The organism is Paenibacillus sp. EKM301P, from assembly GCF_011800295.1.
GTDB classification, from domain to species: Bacteria; Bacillota; Bacilli; order Paenibacillales; family Paenibacillaceae; genus Paenibacillus; species Paenibacillus polymyxa.
Genome location: NZ_JAALFM010000021.1, coordinates 1 through 16,054, shown reverse-complemented (window position 1 = coordinate 16,054; position 16,054 = coordinate 1). Strand labels below are relative to the sequence as shown.

Genomic DNA, 16,054 nt, shown 5'->3' with positions numbered 1-16,054 from the left:
AAAGCATGTATATGGTGACCGCCGAACAAATGCGGCAACTGGATCGGTACACGATTGACAAGCTGGGAATCCCGGCCCTGATCTTGATGGAAAATGCCGGGCGAGCAGTAGCTGACGAGGTACTGAAGCTTTGTGCTGAGAGACGTGAAACAAGCGATGGCATAAATGTGGTCACACACACAGGACTGGGGGATGTACCAGGACATGGCGGTGTTATACGGACGGATTCATCGAGCGATGGGCTATATGGCGTACGTGAACGAGCACACTGGTATATCCTCGTAGGTAAAGGCAACAACGGCGGTGACGGACTGGTGGCAGCCCGCCATCTGACCGATGCAGGTCTGCGCGTCACCGTTGTGTATGCCGAACCGCCTGCAAAGCTACGCGGTGAAGCGGCTGCCCAGCGCGATATCATCGCGGCGCTGGGTATCCCGGTTATCCTCTATGGTCGGGATAACCTCGACCTGCGCGGTGCCTCTGGCATCGTCGATGCCCTGCTGGGCACAGGCACGCAAGGTCCACCGCGCGAACCTTACGCCTCGCTGATTCGCGAGGCTAATGCCAGCGGCGCGCCGATCGTGTCGGTAGACGTGCCTAGCGGACTCGACGCCGACACAGGTGCGCTGCACGAGCCGTGCATTCATGCGCGTGTCACCGTATGCCTTGCCTACTTGAAGTGTGGGCTCGCCCAATATCCGGGCGTCGGAAACGCTGGTGATGTGGTGGTACGCTACATCGGTATCCCGCCCGGCCTTGCCCGTGAGCGTGGCGTGCAGCTGCGGCTCCTGACCAGCGATACGCTGCGCGACGCGCTGGACGTGGACGTCAGCCGCAGCCGTGTGCCGGACGGGCACAAGGGCACCTACGGCCACGTTCTGGTCGCAGGCGGGAGCCTGCGCATGAGCGGTGCGGGCCTGCTGGCCGCACGTGCCGCCTTGCGCATCGGCAGCGGGCTTGTGACGTGGGCGGTGCCAGAAGCGCTGTTGTCACGCGTCATTGGCGCCGCACCAGAGCTGATGCTCGCTGCCGCAGCAACAGGCAGCGACGGCGAATGGAACGCCGACTCCGCAGATGAGCTGCTACAGCTCGCGCAGGCGCGCGATGTGCTGGCCGTCGGGCCCGGCCTCGGCCGCTTCGCAGGGGACACTGGCTGGCTGCGCCGCCTGTGGGAGGAATACAGCGGTCCGCTCGTGCTTGATGCGGACGCCTTGAACATCCTCGCCTCGGCGGGGCCTGAGCTGGATGCTTGGAAGTCGAGAGATGCGGCAATCGTGTTAACGCCGCATCCCGGTGAAATGGCACGTCTGCTGGGAATATCGACAGCGGAGGTGCAGCGTGACCGTATCACCCATGCCCGGGAGTACGCCCGGACACGCGGAGTCACGCTGGTGCTCAAGGGAGCACGCACGGTCATTGCGTGTCCCGACGGAGCGACCTACGTCAATACCACAGGCCACGCCGGGATGGCGACAGGCGGTGCGGGCGATGTGCTGACAGGCATCATCGCAGGGTTGTTGGCCCAAGGCTTGAACGCTTCACAGGCAGCAGCCTTTGGCGTGTATCTGCATGGTGCGGCTGGAGAAACGGCCGCGCGCCATCGCCAGCATCCCGCCTCAGTGGTAGCTGGCGACATCATTGAAGCCCTATAATCCATAGCAGCAGTGGCAGGAGGAAGGCCAGCATGATCTGTACTCCATATTCACGGTTCAGCCAGTGCCTTCCGCCATAATAGAGCAGTGTAATCCCTGCACCTGCCATGCCGTTGCTCCACGAGATGCCCGTTCCAGCAGGCGACATCAAAGATCCTAGCAGAAGAAAGACACTGAACCCTACGGCAAGATATAGTGTGAACTGCTCAGGCTTGCGAAGCCAGGGCAAAAGATTACGTAGTGCATCAGCGGCAAGAGCCGCCGGAAGGGCAAAGCCATAGGCCCATAACTGCGCGGTCAGTTCACCGCTATTGCCTGCTATACTCACAGGTAATCCCGTTATTTCCTCTGTCAGATAGAAGTAGACCCATAACAGACCAAAAACCAATCCTCCACAGGCAAGCTTATTCAGCGCATAACAACCAAGCTCCATCCGCCAAGGCATTTTAGAATTAAATTCATTCCAAGGCTGTCTCATATTGCGACTCCCTCCTCATTTCAATCGGTAAATCAAAACCATTCAAGGAATTTATTCTCAATTACAATCCGCTTACCGTTTGCGACATTTAAGTTTACGTTAGCTGTGTATCATGTTCCTAAGCAAAATAAAGATTGCGGATAGCCGCGGTACGGAAAGGCGGGGATTGCATGATACAGGCGGTTATTTTTAATCTGGAAAGTACATTGTTAGACCCCGGAGGTCGGGGCTTAATCCAGGGAATGTGCGACATCTTCAGATGGAAGGGTATACAGGTAACTGAAGAGCAGGTATCTCATGGACGAGGATTGCCCATCCGGGATCATATTGCGAATGTGCTCGGACTTTCAGAGGTTCGTAAAAAATGGTTGGAGTGCTTTGGTGCGCATCCTGGCAGAGTGGATATTGAGCATATTTATCTTGAGCTTGTCCCTGTTCTTCGCTCTTTGATCCAAGGGGCTGAGACTGCTGTCGGTATAGATAGGGCGTTGCAGGAGCTTCAAGATCGCCGCATTCAGTCAGGCGCTACTGCATCCTGCCCGATGGAAATGCTGAGTCATGTATTCACGCCTGCACAGTCACCCTATACGCTGGATTGTATGGTAGCCCCATGTGAAGTTTCGCAGGGGAGGCCTTATCCGTGGATGATCTATGAAATTGCACATCGCCTGCAGGTATTCCCGCTTAGCGATATTGTGAAGGTAGGAGACACAGCAGCCGATATGCAAGAAGGACGGAATGCCGGCGTTTGGACGATTGGTGTGTTGAACCATAACGAGAGTGCTTTGGCCGCGAACCACACTACAAGCTGTGAAGTGGACGATAGGGTAGCCGAGGAACGACGCAGACAAAGTATATATGGTTTGAAAAGGGCAGGGGCCCACATCGTGATGAACTCGGTCGCTGACTTGCCGCGTATTTTGCGTGAAATTGAAATGCTCCAGCATACGGGAGGCTATCCTTCTTATATGAAGCCAATGAAAACAGCTGCGATTCCCCCATCGTGAGCATAACGGCTATAACTCTTAAGTGCTTAAATTGACCTTCTAGGTTATATATGTATGCATCTACCTGGATAAAGGTGTACTCAGCTTGGCTTTCTAACCTCAAAAGGAGCATTCGCTATGTTAGCGAATGCTCCTTTTGAGTGTACTTCTTTTCGTCTGTAAAATGACCCGTAAGATGGACACTTTCAATCAAGTGTCCATCTTACGGATCACAGTTCATCGAAATCATTACTGGTCGGAACTTTTCACCCGGAACTGATCAGCATGACGCTGTAGATTGTTGGAGAGTGTGGTCAGATTACGGGCTACTTCGGATAGTTCTTTTACCGCTAGGGCCTGCTTCTGTGCGCTTGCGGATACATCTTCTGTCATTCCGGCAGTTTGCTGCGCCGCGCTGGCTGTGTGCTTCAGATGTTGATCTACGCTGTGACGTACCTCCTGCATTTCTGTGGTCAATTGGGCCAGATGTGCAGCCAGTTCCTCAACTTCCTCTGATACCTGGGTGACTTTATCAACAGACTGTAGACATAATGCAATTTGTTTTTCTTGTTCATTGACAGTGTTTATATTTTCATCAAATTGATCGCCCATTTGCTCAATTTGCTCGACAAAACTACTTAAGATTTCGTCAATTTCACGAATAGATATGGCAGATTGTTGGGCAAGTTGTCCCATTTCATGAGCTACGACAGAAAAACCTTTACCAGCTTCCCCTGCACGCGAAGCTTCAATCGAGGCATTAAAGGATAAAATCTGCGTCTGCTTTACGATGCCCTGTACCTGCTGTCCAATGTTAGCTGCTTCGCGGGACTTTTCAGTTAGCGCGTGTGACATACGCTGCATTTGCTTGATTCGCAGAGCGCTTTCTCGTCCCTTCTCCAATAGCAGTTCATGTTCACTGGCTACCTGATTACGGACTTCATTGAGATGGCGCGCCGTATCCGTAAATTGGTGCACATGGCTTCCGACTTCATCCAGCGTTTGTCCTAAGCGGTCAGATTGCTGAACCGACTCTATCGTTTGATCTGCTTGGTTTGTAGATACATCGGCAATTTGTTGGAGTGTGCGGGACAGTTCCTCGGTTTGGTGAAGGGTTCCTTCTGATGTCACGACGATATTCTCGGATGCTTGCTGAAGTGTACTCGAACTGCTTTGAATGTCCACAATCATATTGGACATGGCTTCTACCATCCGGTTCGTCAAGCCGCTGATTTCACCTAGCTGATCATACGTAACTTGCTGCGATGTAGCCGTAAGATTGCCATCAGCTACTTGCTCCAGTGTATCTTTAATAAACCGCACTTGACGTAGTATTCGACGTGTTACCAGCATCATTGCCGCAATGGAAATGATCAGAATGATGGAGACCACAGGGATAACTAGCCGATAGGCCTCAGGCAAGGTTTTCTCGTATACTTCAGTTACAGAGGCTAGGGATCTGTCGATTCCCAGATAGCCTATGATGGTTCCATCTGTATCTTTAATGGGTGTAAAGGAAGAAAACATCGTTCCCCAATCAGGGTCCGTTGTGATATCTGTAGTTACCGTCTCCCCTTGTTTCAATCTATCTGCCGTTTCTTTACGGGTAAAACTTACAGGACTTCCAAAAGGACTGTAGTCTTTGTCGTCCCAAGCAGCTCCGTCCACTGTAAGCTTCCACTCATCGCCAACACGATTGTACATATACATATACAGGACTCCGCTTTGCAGCCTGAGCGTATTTAACTCGTTCCGAAGTTTTTTATACTCACTGCTCTGCTCGGATGGATTCGTGTTTAAGCTTTTGACGGCTGATTTGTCCAGTAGCTTGGCCGTATTCACCGCCAACGCTTCATTGTTTAGCTGCATGGTTGATAGAGAAGCATTCTGAATAGATAGTTTGGTCGTCCACAGAATCATGACGCCAATCACAACTAAAGGAATGAGCAAGATGAAGTAGAGTTTGGATTGTAATCCCATTCTTTTTTTGACTTTGCTTTTCATAATATGCTCCTTACTATATTATTTCACCTTCCTATATATCGTGTTTAACTAGGAAAATATGAATAGTAATTCATATGTTTCATGAATTTTTTGCATATTTACGCAAGCTCCATCCCATAGAAAAAAGCCTTAGCTCAGCAATAACCGAGTTAAGGCTTGTAGTTTATGATTTACAAATCGTCAAATCCGTTGTCATCTCCGACCTTGCCATAATTGCGTGATTTTGCTTCAAAAAAGTCCGTTTTTGTTGCATTCAGCGCTTCATCGGAAAATGGCTTGATCCAAGGCATACAGTTTACATCTACACCTTCGTATGCTTTGTCCATACCCAGAAGTCTCAGGCGCATGTTTGCCATGTATTTGATATAATCGCTCAGCTCGTTCAAGTCAATGCCGCGAACCTCTTTGAGCGTGTAATGCGCCCAATTCGTTTCCAGTTCCACAGCGCGGTTGATCATACGATAGACATAGTCCGTATTTTCCTTGGTATTCAACTCAGGGAAATCAGCCAAAAGCTGCTTGAACACTTCGGCAAAGAAGTAGCAATGCTGATTTTCGTCGCGCTGAATATACGAGATCATCTGGCTGGTGGCCATCATTTTTTGGTCACGGGCCAAATTGTAAAAGAAAGCAAATGTACTGTAAAAGAATATGCCTTCCAGAATCAAATCCGCTACCATGGCTTGGAAAAAGGTTTGCGGGTTCTGCTCATCGCGGAACTCTTGATAAATGTCCGAGATGAATGTGTTACGCTCCAGCAGGACAGGATCATTTTTCCAGTATTCAAAAATTTCCTTCTGCTCCTGCTCTGATACCAGGGAAGACAGCACGTAAGAGTAGGACTGGTTATGCACGACTTCCTGTTGTCCGATAATGGCCGAAATAGCTTCCAGCGAGGAATCGGTAAAATATCGTTTTACATCTCCGACAAACATGGTTTGCATGGAATCCAGCACAGCCAGCAGGCCAATATTAATTTTGAATGTGCGCTGTTCTTCGGCATCCAGCATAGGGAACTGGGACGCATCCTTGGACATCGGAATTTCATCCGGAATCCAGTGGTTTAGCAGCAGCACCTTATATAGTTTGTACATATGCGGCATCCGAATATCGTTCCAGTTCAGGATACCGGAGTTTTCGCCTTCAATAATACGGGTAGAGCGGTTAGGCGCTTCCGTGTTAAAAATCTTTTGTAACTGCATGAGAGCCTCTCTCCTTTAGTTTAGGATGCGCAGCTTTCGCATTCTTCAATCGTCAGTGCGCGGCTGCGTACATAATAGGTCGACTTCATACCCGATTTCCAGGCATGAATATGCAGCGCTAAAAATTCGGTAGCTTTAATATCTGGGCGTACATACAGATTAAAGCTTTGACCTTGGTCAATATGACGCTGACGTGCAGAAGCCATGTTGATCGAAGCGTGTTGATCCAGCAAGAAAGCTGTTTTGTAGTACCAGATGGTTTTTTCATTCAAATCTGGTGCAGGGTTAGCGATCTTGTAGGTTGTTTTCTCTTCATAGGAAAGCAACTCATACAGTGGATCAATACTAGCGGTAGAGCCTGCGATAATGGACGTAGAACCGTTAGGCGCAATGGCGAACAGCCATGCGTTACGGACACCGTTTTGTTGGACTTGTTCCGCAAGCTCGCTCCACTCGGACGTAGTGACGAATTTGCCTTCACGTGTACCGTCTGTATAGCCACGGGAAGTGAAATAATGCCCGGTCGACCAGTCAGAACCCTCGAATTTGGCATAACGGCCTTTTTCTTTCGCCAGCTCCATGCTGGATTTTACGGCCAGGTAGTTAATTTTTTCATACAAATGATCATTATAGGTTACCGCTTCATCGGACTCCCAGCGGATGCCCTCAAGTGCGAGCAGATGATGCAGCCCAAATGTACCCAAGCCGACAGCACGATATTGGCTGTTTGTGTATTGTGCTTGCAGCACCTCAATGTTGTTGATATCAATAACATTATCCAGCATACGTACCTGAATCGGTACGAGACGATCCAGCACACCTGCCGGAACCGCACGAGCCAGATGGATGGAGTTCAGGTTGCACACAACAAAGTCGCCAGGAATTTTGGAAATAACAATGCGTGTTTGTCCATCCTTGGTGACCAGTTCTTCTTTTTCCACTACCGTTGCAGATTGATTTTGCATAATTTCCGTGCACAGGTTGGAGGAATATACCATACCATGGGCGCGGTTTGGATTAGCACGGTTTACCGTATCGCGGTAGAACATGTACGGCGTACCTGTTTCCAGCTGTGATTTCATCAAACGCTTCATGATGTCAATGGCAGGCACCGTAATACGAGAGAGGATCGGATGCTGTGACGCCTCCTCATACTTCTCACGGAAGGAGCCTGAACCGAAGGCTTCATCATAAAAATCCTCCAGTCCCAGTGGACGACCCTTGTCATCCTTCCAGCCCATCACCTTCTTCACTTCATGCGGACAGAACAGATTCCATTCGCCCCGTGCTTCGACCCGCTCCATGAACAAATCGGGCAGACATACGCCGTGGAACACGTCATGTGCACGCATCCGCTCGTCACCGTTGTTCAGCTTCAGGTCCAGGAACGCCAGAATGTCTTTGTGGAATACGTCCAAGTAAACGGCGATTGCACCTTTGCGTGTACCCAACTGGTCTACGCTAACAGCTGTATTGTTTAGCTGGCGAATCCAAGGGATAACGCCAGAGCTTGTATTTTTATGTCCACGGATATCGGAGCCGCGCGCCCGTACTTTACCGAGGTATACGCCGATACCGCCACCCATTTTGCTAAGACGGGCTACATCGGTATTGGAATCGAAAATACCTTCCAATGAATCGTCTACGGTGTCGATAAAGCAGCTGGAGAGCTGTCCGGCCACCTTTTTTCCGGCATTAGACATGGTTGGTGTAGCTGCGGTCATGTACATGTTGCTCATCGCCCAGTATGCTTCCTTGACCAGCTCCATACGCTTGTCGGCAGGCTCTTGATGCATCAGGTACATTGCAATAATCATGTAGCGTTCCTGTGGAAGCTCCATTACGCGTCCGTCAAAATCATTGGCCAAATAGCGCTCAGACAGCGTCAACAGTCCAATATAGTCGAACAGCAGGTCATTCTGCGGCATTATGGAATCGCCGAGCTCATCAATCTGCTCCTTGGTGTAGCAGTCAAGCAGTTCCTGACGGTAGATTCCTTTTTGAACTAAATCAGTGATCAGTGGATAAAAAGCGCCGTAAGGCTCGTCTGCATAGGATTTGTAACGGCGGTGAGTAGCCGCTTTTTTATATAGGGAAGTGAGCAAAGCACGCGCAGCGGCAAATTTCCAGTCCGGTTCTTCCTTGCTAACCAGTTCTAGAGCAGCCATTGCAAATGCGTTGCTAATCTCATCTCCAGTGACTTCGTCCCGGCGGAGCTTACTAGTTACACCGCGAATGAGTCGATCTTTATCCAGCTTGTCCAGCCCGCTGAGTACACGGTCAGCATATACGGATATACGTATTTCATCAAAGGCCAACTGGCGATTGTTTGGTTTGGTTACGAGTTGTGGCATAGGATTAATTCCTCGCTTTCTTGATTTGGAATTCATACTTAGGGAATAGGCATGAAAATGATCTGAGAAAAGAAACTGGTGAAAAAAGCGATGGTCAGACAGCATTTTGGGGCTGTATGTAATCCAATAACATAGAAATAGCGATGCGCCTGCCAATGAAGGAAAAAAGATGGTTTCCGTAGGAATCATCGGCTACATCACTATATTTAGAGGTGTTATGAATATTTAACCCAACATATTGTGTATATAAACTTAAAATTTCAAATAAGTGCAAGGAGTATTATAGCAACATTCGAAGCCATACGTAAAGGAAAAGGAATGGAAAATCAAAATATGCAGAGAAGTCGCGGGCTGTATTTGAATTGAGACGGAGTGAACGGTACAATAAATGATAAAGATGTTTCCTACTAAAATAAGCCGTATACATATGGAACTTTTTTGAAGAACAAGGTTGCTTTATCGACTGAGTTTTTAGAATTTTAAAAAAGATGATTTTTTCAATTTAAAGGAGGAACTTGGTGATGGCCATTGCAGAAGTGACAGTAATCCCGATTGGAACGGGGAGTACGAGCCTGAGCGACTACGTTGCTCAAATGCAAAAAGTGTTGAAGACGCAAAAGGGAATTACCTATGAACTTACCTCTATGAGTACGATTATTGAAGGTTCGTTGGACGATGTGTTCACCGCTATTGCTGCGCTACACGAAGCGCCATTCCTAGCAGGAGCCAAACGCGTTTCCACTTCGGTCAAAATCGATGATCGCCGTGACAAGCCTTCCTCCAGTCGCCAAAAGCTGCGATCCGTCGCAGATAAGCTATCCGGAACCACGGCAGGGAATGTTACAGAATTAAATCCAAATCTTAGTTGATAAAGTTGATGTAAGTGATTGATTTTTATGTAACTAAGAGTATAATAGTTTTTGTTGTCAGTCACACTGACCTGCTGGTGTAGCTCAGGGGTAGAGCAACGCACTCGTAATGCGTAGGCCGGGGGTTCAATTCCCTTCACCAGCATCTTATAAAACTCAAGCACAGCGCGGCTTCCAAGCTTTTTGGAGGCTGCGCTTTTTTGTGATTTTGGACAATCTTCTACCATTTTTCTACCCTTTAGTATAGTAAAGTGGATTTTTCAATGTTCATGGGTTCCCCTGTAATTAGAATTCCCAATGTTTCTTAATGCCGCTTCTTGAATGCTAATAGTGGATCAAGTAAGAGAAATCTTAGAAGCGGTTGATTGGATTCATCTTGTTTTAAGTTGGTTTTGAGTAAACTTATTGAGCGCTATTATGCCCGTAGTGTTTGGAATTTGATAACACAAGGCTTGTGGACGCATGCAAGCAGGACGCAATCTATGCGTAAGGACGGAATGGGGATAAGTAGTGTTTTAGTGCGACGGTCGAACTGTGAGCAGGGACAAGGGTAAACGAACTTAAAACGGATGCTTCAATGCCAAGTCGGCAGGAGTGGCCTATGATAAACGTAGCCTTTCCTCATGATTCGCAAAAAAGATATTGACAACTGGTTAATTCCTTTACAAAAATAGTAAATGATTATAAAATACTGGAATTTCTATGCGAAGGGTGGCTATGTCATGAAGCATACACCTACGATTCGAGCGGAATTAGATAGATATTTACAACAAGAGGGCATGAGTCTAACGCAGTTTGGGCATATAGCAGGCATGAATAGGGGAATCGTAAGCGCCATTGTGACAGGGAATAAGTCCATGTCTGTTAACCAGCTTGATTTAATCACTGAGGCTATGGGCTTACCAGAAGGTCACTTTTACGACTTGTTCGTGGAAAATTACATCGTCGACCATCCTCCGAATATGAGGCGAATCGAGCCATTTTTGTATCGCTGTGCAGAGTTGGACAAGTTGGATGTGATTCGTCGAGTGGTGGGAGCCATCATGGACAATCTGCTGTATTCACCCAAGCTATTTGAAATTGCAGAGGAATTGTTGTCGCAGGGAAGAAATGCGGCTGCATTACTGCTCTATGAGGGGGTAGCTGAAGCGGAGAAATATCAACATTCTGAACGCTTGGCAGTCTGTCAATATCGCATATTCACGATTCAAATTGGAGACGATCAAAGTCGTAACATTAGGGCGGCAGCGGTGTTTGAAGCTTTTGTCGAACGGCTGGATGAAAGTGACCAGCTTGATGCGTTGAAGGATTTGGCTAATGTATACAGGTCTTTGCGTAAATGGGACAAGGTTGACGAAATGGCGAGGAAAATGAGAGCCAAGGCAGAAATCCAATATTCAATGAAACATGAACAACGGAGTCGAGAGCGGGATGAGTCTGTCAATAAGCTAAGTCGACCGTTGTTTGTATATATTTCCTATGCTGACCTGTTGTGCGCAAGTGCCTGTGAAGCCAAAGGCGATTATCAACAAGCTCTACAATATACATATGCCTACGCTGATTTAGGTTGGGTCAAAGAGACGACGGACGAGGCCACCCAACACTGGATTGGCTTGTTCCAAAACTGGGCAGAATGCAATATTTATGTTAATACACTCCTGTCCGGGGAGATAAGTGTACTTCCGGATTATGTAGAATACATTGCTGCCTCAAAGGTCGATAATGAAATGGTTACTAAACTGTTGAACTTAATACTTGCTGCTAATCGGTACCAGTTAGACGTGAATGATATACTTAAACGGTTTGAAATGATTATTGATTCTTTTGTGCAGCAATCGTCATCTGATATGTATACGAAACAAGTTATACCAGAACAGTATGCACGTTTGAGTTATGAGTTAGCGTATTATCATTTACATCGAGGTACATACGACGATGGCTTCAAATACTTGATGTATTCAATGGTAAGTTATCATACACTAAATAATGAGAGTTTTTATATAAACTGTATAGGGCAGTTTGAGCATTTCCGTACTCATGCGGTTCCTGAAACAATACAAAAATTCTCAAAATTCATTGAAAAGGTGTGGTTAGATAATGTTAAAGAAAATGGTACTGCTAATCATTGCGGCTAGCTTTTTGTTTATTGGTACTATACCTGTTCAGTCGAATAACCATAGCCAAATCGTACAATTGTTTGACCAAGTTGGCGGTGCTTAAACGTAAGTAAAGCAAATACCCGCTAACCTTAACTGGTCGGCGGGTTTATACATTGAAGGGGTTTCTACACAATCCATTAATTACCTATCCTGAGGTGATCAGCATGAACCATACATATAAAGTGTTAAAGTCCGATATCGGACTATTTGCTGCTGCTTTAAATCAAGCAAGAGTGTACGTTGTTCAGTCGTTGAGAGAGGATATGGTGTCGGTTGTAGATTATGGTGGCACTATAGAAAAGGTTTCGCCTGATTCGGTCAAGATTGCCGGAGCTTATTACATACGGAATCAATTTGAATTTAGAGTAGATGTGAAGAAGGACTCCACTGGTATGTAACCAGTATGGAGTCCTTTGTTGTTTATTTAGTTGAATACTCGCTAACATCAAACGTAAGGATTTTGTTGAAGATTACGTAGTCTTTACGGGTACTAAATGGACCTTTGTTATTATTGTGCTTATCAATAGCATAAGATGCTGTACCTGATCCAGATTGTTTACCTTCGTACCAAGAAATGAAAGAGTTTACTTCTTTCATGCTCAGGTCGAATTCCTTTTCCAACCCTGTATCCAGTGTCACAACCAAAATTGCGCGGTCACTAGTTGGTTGTGATGGTTCGGTTGGAACGCTAGGATTAGACGGTTCAGGTTTAGGGTTTGGTGTTGGGTTCGGATCGGGAGTTGGCGTTTCGGTACCAGGGAAATCTGGATCGATGGGTAACTCACTCATAATACCAAGCGTTACTTCATGAATGGAAGCCCATGATGAGCGGGCATCAACATTAATTCTAATAGCGCTGTACACGCCCTCAGTAATATCAATACGATCTAATACTCTCATTTGTGTATTTGCGCTCACAGTTCTAGTTGAGACAGGGCTTACTTGAGTCCATTCTCCATCCTTTAGTCCAAAAATAGTATAATCAACTTGAGCTTGAGGCGTTGTTTGGGCAGCTAACTGAATAAAATTCATTTTCAAACGCCTAGGAAAATTTAACTCAAGTGAAGCGACAGGAACTGACGCATTCCATTTTGTATCTAAACTTTTATCCAATGCTTTATCTGCGGTCTGATTACTATAAGTGCTAGTTGCCTTGGCAGTTGTACCGATGGGAGGTGTGAAGCCTTCCATACTCTCAACGGCAGCATAAGGAGGAGTCACACTATAGTCTTTAGTAGCATAGATTAAATTGCCTGAATCATCATATGCTTCAATCTTATAATAATATTTTTTGAAATTAATAACATCGGTATCACTATATTTAAGTTGTTTTAAATCGTCGACTATTGTCTTATAGGGGCCGCCAGAAATCGTTGATCTTTTAATTGAATATGTAGTTGCTAGTCCCATTTGGCCCCAGTCCAGTACAACGCTTGATTCTTCAGGAGTTACGTTCACTCTTTCGATGATAGTAGAATCACCCAATAACCCGTCCTTACTAATATCAATAGCGTCAATGGAAGAAACTTTTGTTTCAGTTGTTGTGATTACCACAGTATGCCATTTATTAGTTAGGTTAAGTTTTTCATAGACCAAGTACTGTCCTCCAGCACTTCTATTAAGTGTGAAGCTTTCTAATGCACCATCAATCTCAATATTTAATTTGTTTGTATGGTCTGTATTTGAATCGGTGATAATCCTTATTTTATCTCCGAAAAAAGGAAAAGAAGCTGTATCACCAATGCTACTTGTGAGTTTCATACTTGAGGAGTAGTATAAAGAACCAGGATTATCTCTCCAATTTCCTCGGTATATGATATTAGGGTCTTTGTCATCAAATCTTGTCCAACCAGCTTCGGGAGAAGTTAATTTTTCACCTACTGAAGCGGCGTAGATATTCTGATTAAAACCAAGTAAAAGAAGTAAGGATAACAAAGATGTTAATGCTAGTTTTTTCATAAATATGCCCCTTTTGTTTTATTTGCTTGGTAAGCATACAAAAAAGAAAAAGGTATGTCTAAACATTAATGTATATATATTCAAATAAAAGTTGAAATGAGAATTTAAATTTTTATAGCAGTAATTACTCTCTGTCACTCTATACACTGATAGGCTTTTTTGTTTTGCGACAAGCTATGCGATACTTCGACATGTCTCCCAATATAGTATTGAGAAGATTTGAAATACTATGGAGGTGTCGTATGATAAAAGGAATCGTAAGAGGATTAATTGTTTTTTACTAGCTGCTATTTTCTCGGTACAAGGTGTTTATGCTGAACCGACAGCAATCAACCAACATACAGCAGCTGGGTATACGTTGGAGTTCCCAAGTTCACGCTACCCTGAAACCAGGGCGCATATTAGAGATGGAATAGCAGCTGGACATTCTGCTGTATGTACGATTGACCGTGATGGAGCTGAAGAAAACAGAAGGGAGTCGCTCAAAGGCTATCCGACTAAAAAAGGATATGATCGCGACGAGTGGCCAATGGCAATGTGTGCTGAAGGTGGCGCAGGTGCTGATATCAGATACATAACCCCTAGTGATAACCGGGGAGCAGGATCATGGGTAAGTCATCAGTTAGATAAGTATGCTGATGGAACAAAGGTAAGATTCATAGTGAAATAAGGATGAGAGACTCTAACGGTTGACGGCCAATAGAGTCTTTTTTATACCCAATAAAAATTAAATATGCAAATATATAGATTATATTTATAGATAAGCAAGTTTATGTTTAGACTCACTAGATTGAATCGAGTAATCTTATGCATACAAGAACACGGAGGGGAGAAATTGTTTTGAAAAAAGTATTTACCGTTTTTATTATTTGCATAGTTTTTTTGTCAACAGGAACACAAATATTTGCTGAACAAAATGAATGGACAAGCGTGACCGATTTAACTAAAAAAATCGACAGAGTAAACCTTTTAGCTATTGATGGAAAGATATATTCAATAGGGGGACATGACCAGAACAAATTTTATGACACGATTGATGTTTATGATCCCGAAGCTAAAACGTGGACACAAAAGGGAAAACTTCCAGCAGTGAGAGGAACGGTTAACGCTGCTGTATATGATGGTAAAATATACATTGTAGGTGGCGAGCCTATAAATAACAAATTAGATATCTATGACCCGTTGAAAAATGAGTGGACACAAGGAAAATCATTTCCTAATGATGTAGCTGGTTATGCTGCTCAATTTGTAAATGGAAAGCTTCTTGTAATTGGTGGATTCACCAAGTATACCGATTCATCAGACAAAGTTTACGAGTATGACCCAAGTACCAACATATGGACAGAGAAGGCTCATTTATCCACTCCTCGTAGATATACAACTTCTGTATTAGTAAATGGAAAGGTGTATGTCATAGGTGGTATTAACGAATCAAAAGGGATGCTTTCTTCTATTGAAGTGTATGATCCTCAGAATAATACCTGGACAACAAAGTCACCGATGTCCACTCCACGTATGGGGTTGGCATCGGCTGTACTAAATAATGAAATATATGCCATTGGAGGTAATACAGCTACTGATACAATAAGCGGACCAGGAACAGCTGAAGTTGAAAAATACAATCCTAAGACAGACACTTGGTCTAAAGTAACCAGCATGCCGACTGCAAGGGGATTCTTGTCAGCAATTAGTTTGAATAATTCAATATATGTTGCAGGTGGCTCTAATAAATCCGTATACTTTTCAGTCTTTGAGAAATATACGCCTGGCGATAATGGAACCTCTCCAAGCCAACCAGGAGATCCAGGAACCTCTCCAAGCCAACCGGGAGATCCAGGAACCTCTCAACCCAATAACCCGGTGGGAGATCGTGCTATTCTGGTAGTCACCATGACAACCGGTTTAGAGAAGGAATTTGATTTGAGTATGAAAGAGGTCAATGACTTTATCTCCTGGTATGAAGGCAAACAGGCTGGTTCTGGATCGGCTTCATATGCAATCAACAAGCACGATAACAACAAAGGACCATTTAGCAGCCGTAAGGACTACATGCTGTATGATCGTATCCTAACGTTTGAAGTAAGTGAATACTCTAAATAAATTAAAAAGCTCTGCTAACCTTAAGGTCGGCAGAGCTTTTTAGTTGAAAAATTGCTTACAGACGGACATTTAAGGCGGAACTGATATGAATCAACTTTAAATGTATGTTGAAAATAAAGTTTTGATAACTACAATAAAAGAAACAACGGTAGGCTAGGACGAGAAAATATGCCCTAGACTGTCGCTGCTTCATCTGTTTCATTGAACTAACGTTTCCCGTTAGAATTCCTGTAAAACGAATAATCTGGTCTTTGCACAAAAACGAGCGCCTCGGTACGATGGGGTTACGTC

General features: G+C 45.2%; 11 protein-coding genes, 1 tRNA gene and 1 pseudogene. 8 read left to right on the top strand and 5 right to left on the bottom strand.

The window, feature by feature from the left end:
* The first annotated feature begins 5 nt into the window (after window positions 1–5).
* A complete protein-coding gene (locus HFD99_RS24105) occupies window positions 6–1,652 on the top strand; it encodes a bifunctional ADP-dependent NAD(P)H-hydrate dehydratase/NAD(P)H-hydrate epimerase (protein WP_031462731.1) in 1,647 nt (548 codons plus the stop codon).
* On the opposite strand, the gene HFD99_RS24100 is transcribed toward HFD99_RS24105, so the two are convergent.
* Window positions 1,636–2,130: a hypothetical protein gene (locus HFD99_RS24100; RefSeq protein ID WP_031462732.1), complete on the bottom strand. Its 495-nt coding sequence runs from the start codon at window positions 2,128–2,130 to the stop codon at window positions 1,636–1,638. The two genes, HFD99_RS24105 and HFD99_RS24100, sit on opposite strands and share 17 nt — an antisense overlap.
* Window positions 2,131–2,300: 170 nt before the next feature.
* Between HFD99_RS24100 and HFD99_RS24095 the strand changes: the two genes are divergently transcribed.
* Entirely contained in the window at window positions 2,301–3,137 is an 837-nt protein-coding gene (locus HFD99_RS24095) for an HAD hydrolase-like protein (protein WP_031462733.1), read from the top strand.
* A 228-nt stretch (window positions 3,138–3,365) separates the two neighbouring features.
* On the opposite strand, the gene HFD99_RS24090 is transcribed toward HFD99_RS24095, so the two are convergent.
* From HFD99_RS24090 to HFD99_RS24080, 3 genes are all read right to left on the bottom strand, one after another.
* Window positions 3,366–5,120, bottom strand: a complete 1,755-nt coding sequence (locus HFD99_RS24090) for a methyl-accepting chemotaxis protein (protein ID WP_016819448.1) — start codon at window positions 5,118–5,120, stop codon at window positions 3,366–3,368.
* A 170-nt stretch (window positions 5,121–5,290) separates the two neighbouring features.
* Window positions 5,291–6,322 (bottom strand): ribonucleotide-diphosphate reductase subunit beta, encoded by a 1,032-nt coding sequence (locus HFD99_RS24085; protein ID WP_016819449.1) that lies wholly within the window; start codon window positions 6,320–6,322, stop codon window positions 5,291–5,293.
* A 20-nt stretch (window positions 6,323–6,342) separates the two neighbouring features.
* Window positions 6,343–8,676, bottom strand: coding sequence for a ribonucleoside-diphosphate reductase subunit alpha (locus tag HFD99_RS24080; RefSeq protein WP_026065484.1), 2,334 nt, complete (start codon window positions 8,674–8,676; stop codon window positions 6,343–6,345).
* A 521-nt stretch (window positions 8,677–9,197) separates the two neighbouring features.
* On the opposite strand from HFD99_RS24080, the gene HFD99_RS24075 reads away from it, so the two are divergent.
* The 4 genes from HFD99_RS24075 (at window position 9,198) to HFD99_RS24060 (ending at window position 12,102) form a co-directional block, all read left to right on the top strand.
* Window positions 9,198–9,545, top strand: coding sequence for an MTH1187 family thiamine-binding protein (locus tag HFD99_RS24075; RefSeq protein WP_016819451.1), 348 nt, complete (start codon window positions 9,198–9,200; stop codon window positions 9,543–9,545).
* A gap of 73 nt (window positions 9,546–9,618) precedes the next feature.
* A tRNA-Thr gene (locus HFD99_RS24070) sits at window positions 9,619–9,690 on the top strand.
* A gap of 577 nt (window positions 9,691–10,267) precedes the next feature.
* Complete coding sequence (locus HFD99_RS24065; protein WP_167441024.1) at window positions 10,268–11,680, top strand: helix-turn-helix transcriptional regulator; 1,413 nt, start codon at window positions 10,268–10,270, stop codon at window positions 11,678–11,680.
* A 188-nt stretch (window positions 11,681–11,868) separates the two neighbouring features.
* On the top strand, window positions 11,869–12,102 hold the full coding sequence (locus HFD99_RS24060; RefSeq protein ID WP_167441023.1) for a hypothetical protein: 234 nt from the start codon (window positions 11,869–11,871) through the stop codon (window positions 12,100–12,102).
* Between the two features lie 22 nt (window positions 12,103–12,124).
* On the opposite strand, the pseudogene HFD99_RS24055 reads toward HFD99_RS24060, so the two are convergent.
* A pseudogene (locus tag HFD99_RS24055) lies at window positions 12,125–12,463 on the bottom strand (ran-binding protein 10); the annotation flags it as partial.
* Between the two features lie 1,429 nt (window positions 12,464–13,892).
* Here HFD99_RS24055 and HFD99_RS24050 point away from each other — a divergent pair.
* Together HFD99_RS24050 and HFD99_RS24045 are read left to right on the top strand one after the other, a co-directional pair.
* The gene (locus HFD99_RS24050) at window positions 13,893–14,333 is read left to right on the top strand and encodes a NucA/NucB deoxyribonuclease domain-containing protein (RefSeq protein ID WP_167441022.1); all 441 of its coding nucleotides are present in this window, start codon (window positions 13,893–13,895) and stop codon (window positions 14,331–14,333) included.
* A 170-nt stretch (window positions 14,334–14,503) separates the two neighbouring features.
* Window positions 14,504–15,763, top strand: a complete 1,260-nt coding sequence (locus HFD99_RS24045) for a Kelch repeat-containing protein (RefSeq protein WP_153795111.1) — start codon at window positions 14,504–14,506, stop codon at window positions 15,761–15,763.
* Window positions 15,764–16,054 lie beyond the last annotated feature (291 nt).

What these genes read in the sequence shown, in the direction of transcription:
- HFD99_RS24050 (WP_167441022.1), top strand. Translation starts at nt 13,893, where the DNA reads ATGGAGGTGTCGTATGATAAAAGGAATCGTAAGAGGATTAATTGTTTT.
- HFD99_RS24080 (WP_026065484.1), bottom strand. Translation starts at nt 8,676, where the DNA reads ATGCCACAACTCGTAACCAAACCAAACAATCGCCAGTTGGCCTTTGAT.
- HFD99_RS24065 (WP_167441024.1), top strand. Translation starts at nt 10,268, where the DNA reads ATGAAGCATACACCTACGATTCGAGCGGAATTAGATAGATATTTACAA.
- HFD99_RS24085 (WP_016819449.1), bottom strand. Translation starts at nt 6,322, where the DNA reads ATGCAGTTACAAAAGATTTTTAACACGGAAGCGCCTAACCGCTCTACC.
- HFD99_RS24075 (WP_016819451.1), top strand. Translation starts at nt 9,198, where the DNA reads ATGGCCATTGCAGAAGTGACAGTAATCCCGATTGGAACGGGGAGTACG.
- HFD99_RS24060 (WP_167441023.1), top strand. Translation starts at nt 11,869, where the DNA reads ATGAACCATACATATAAAGTGTTAAAGTCCGATATCGGACTATTTGCT.
- HFD99_RS24100 (WP_031462732.1), bottom strand. Translation starts at nt 2,130, where the DNA reads ATGAGACAGCCTTGGAATGAATTTAATTCTAAAATGCCTTGGCGGATG.
- HFD99_RS24095 (WP_031462733.1), top strand. Translation starts at nt 2,301, where the DNA reads ATGATACAGGCGGTTATTTTTAATCTGGAAAGTACATTGTTAGACCCC.
- HFD99_RS24090 (WP_016819448.1), bottom strand. Translation starts at nt 5,120, where the DNA reads ATGAAAAGCAAAGTCAAAAAAAGAATGGGATTACAATCCAAACTCTAC.
- HFD99_RS24105 (WP_031462731.1), top strand. Translation starts at nt 6, where the DNA reads ATGTATATGGTGACCGCCGAACAAATGCGGCAACTGGATCGGTACACG.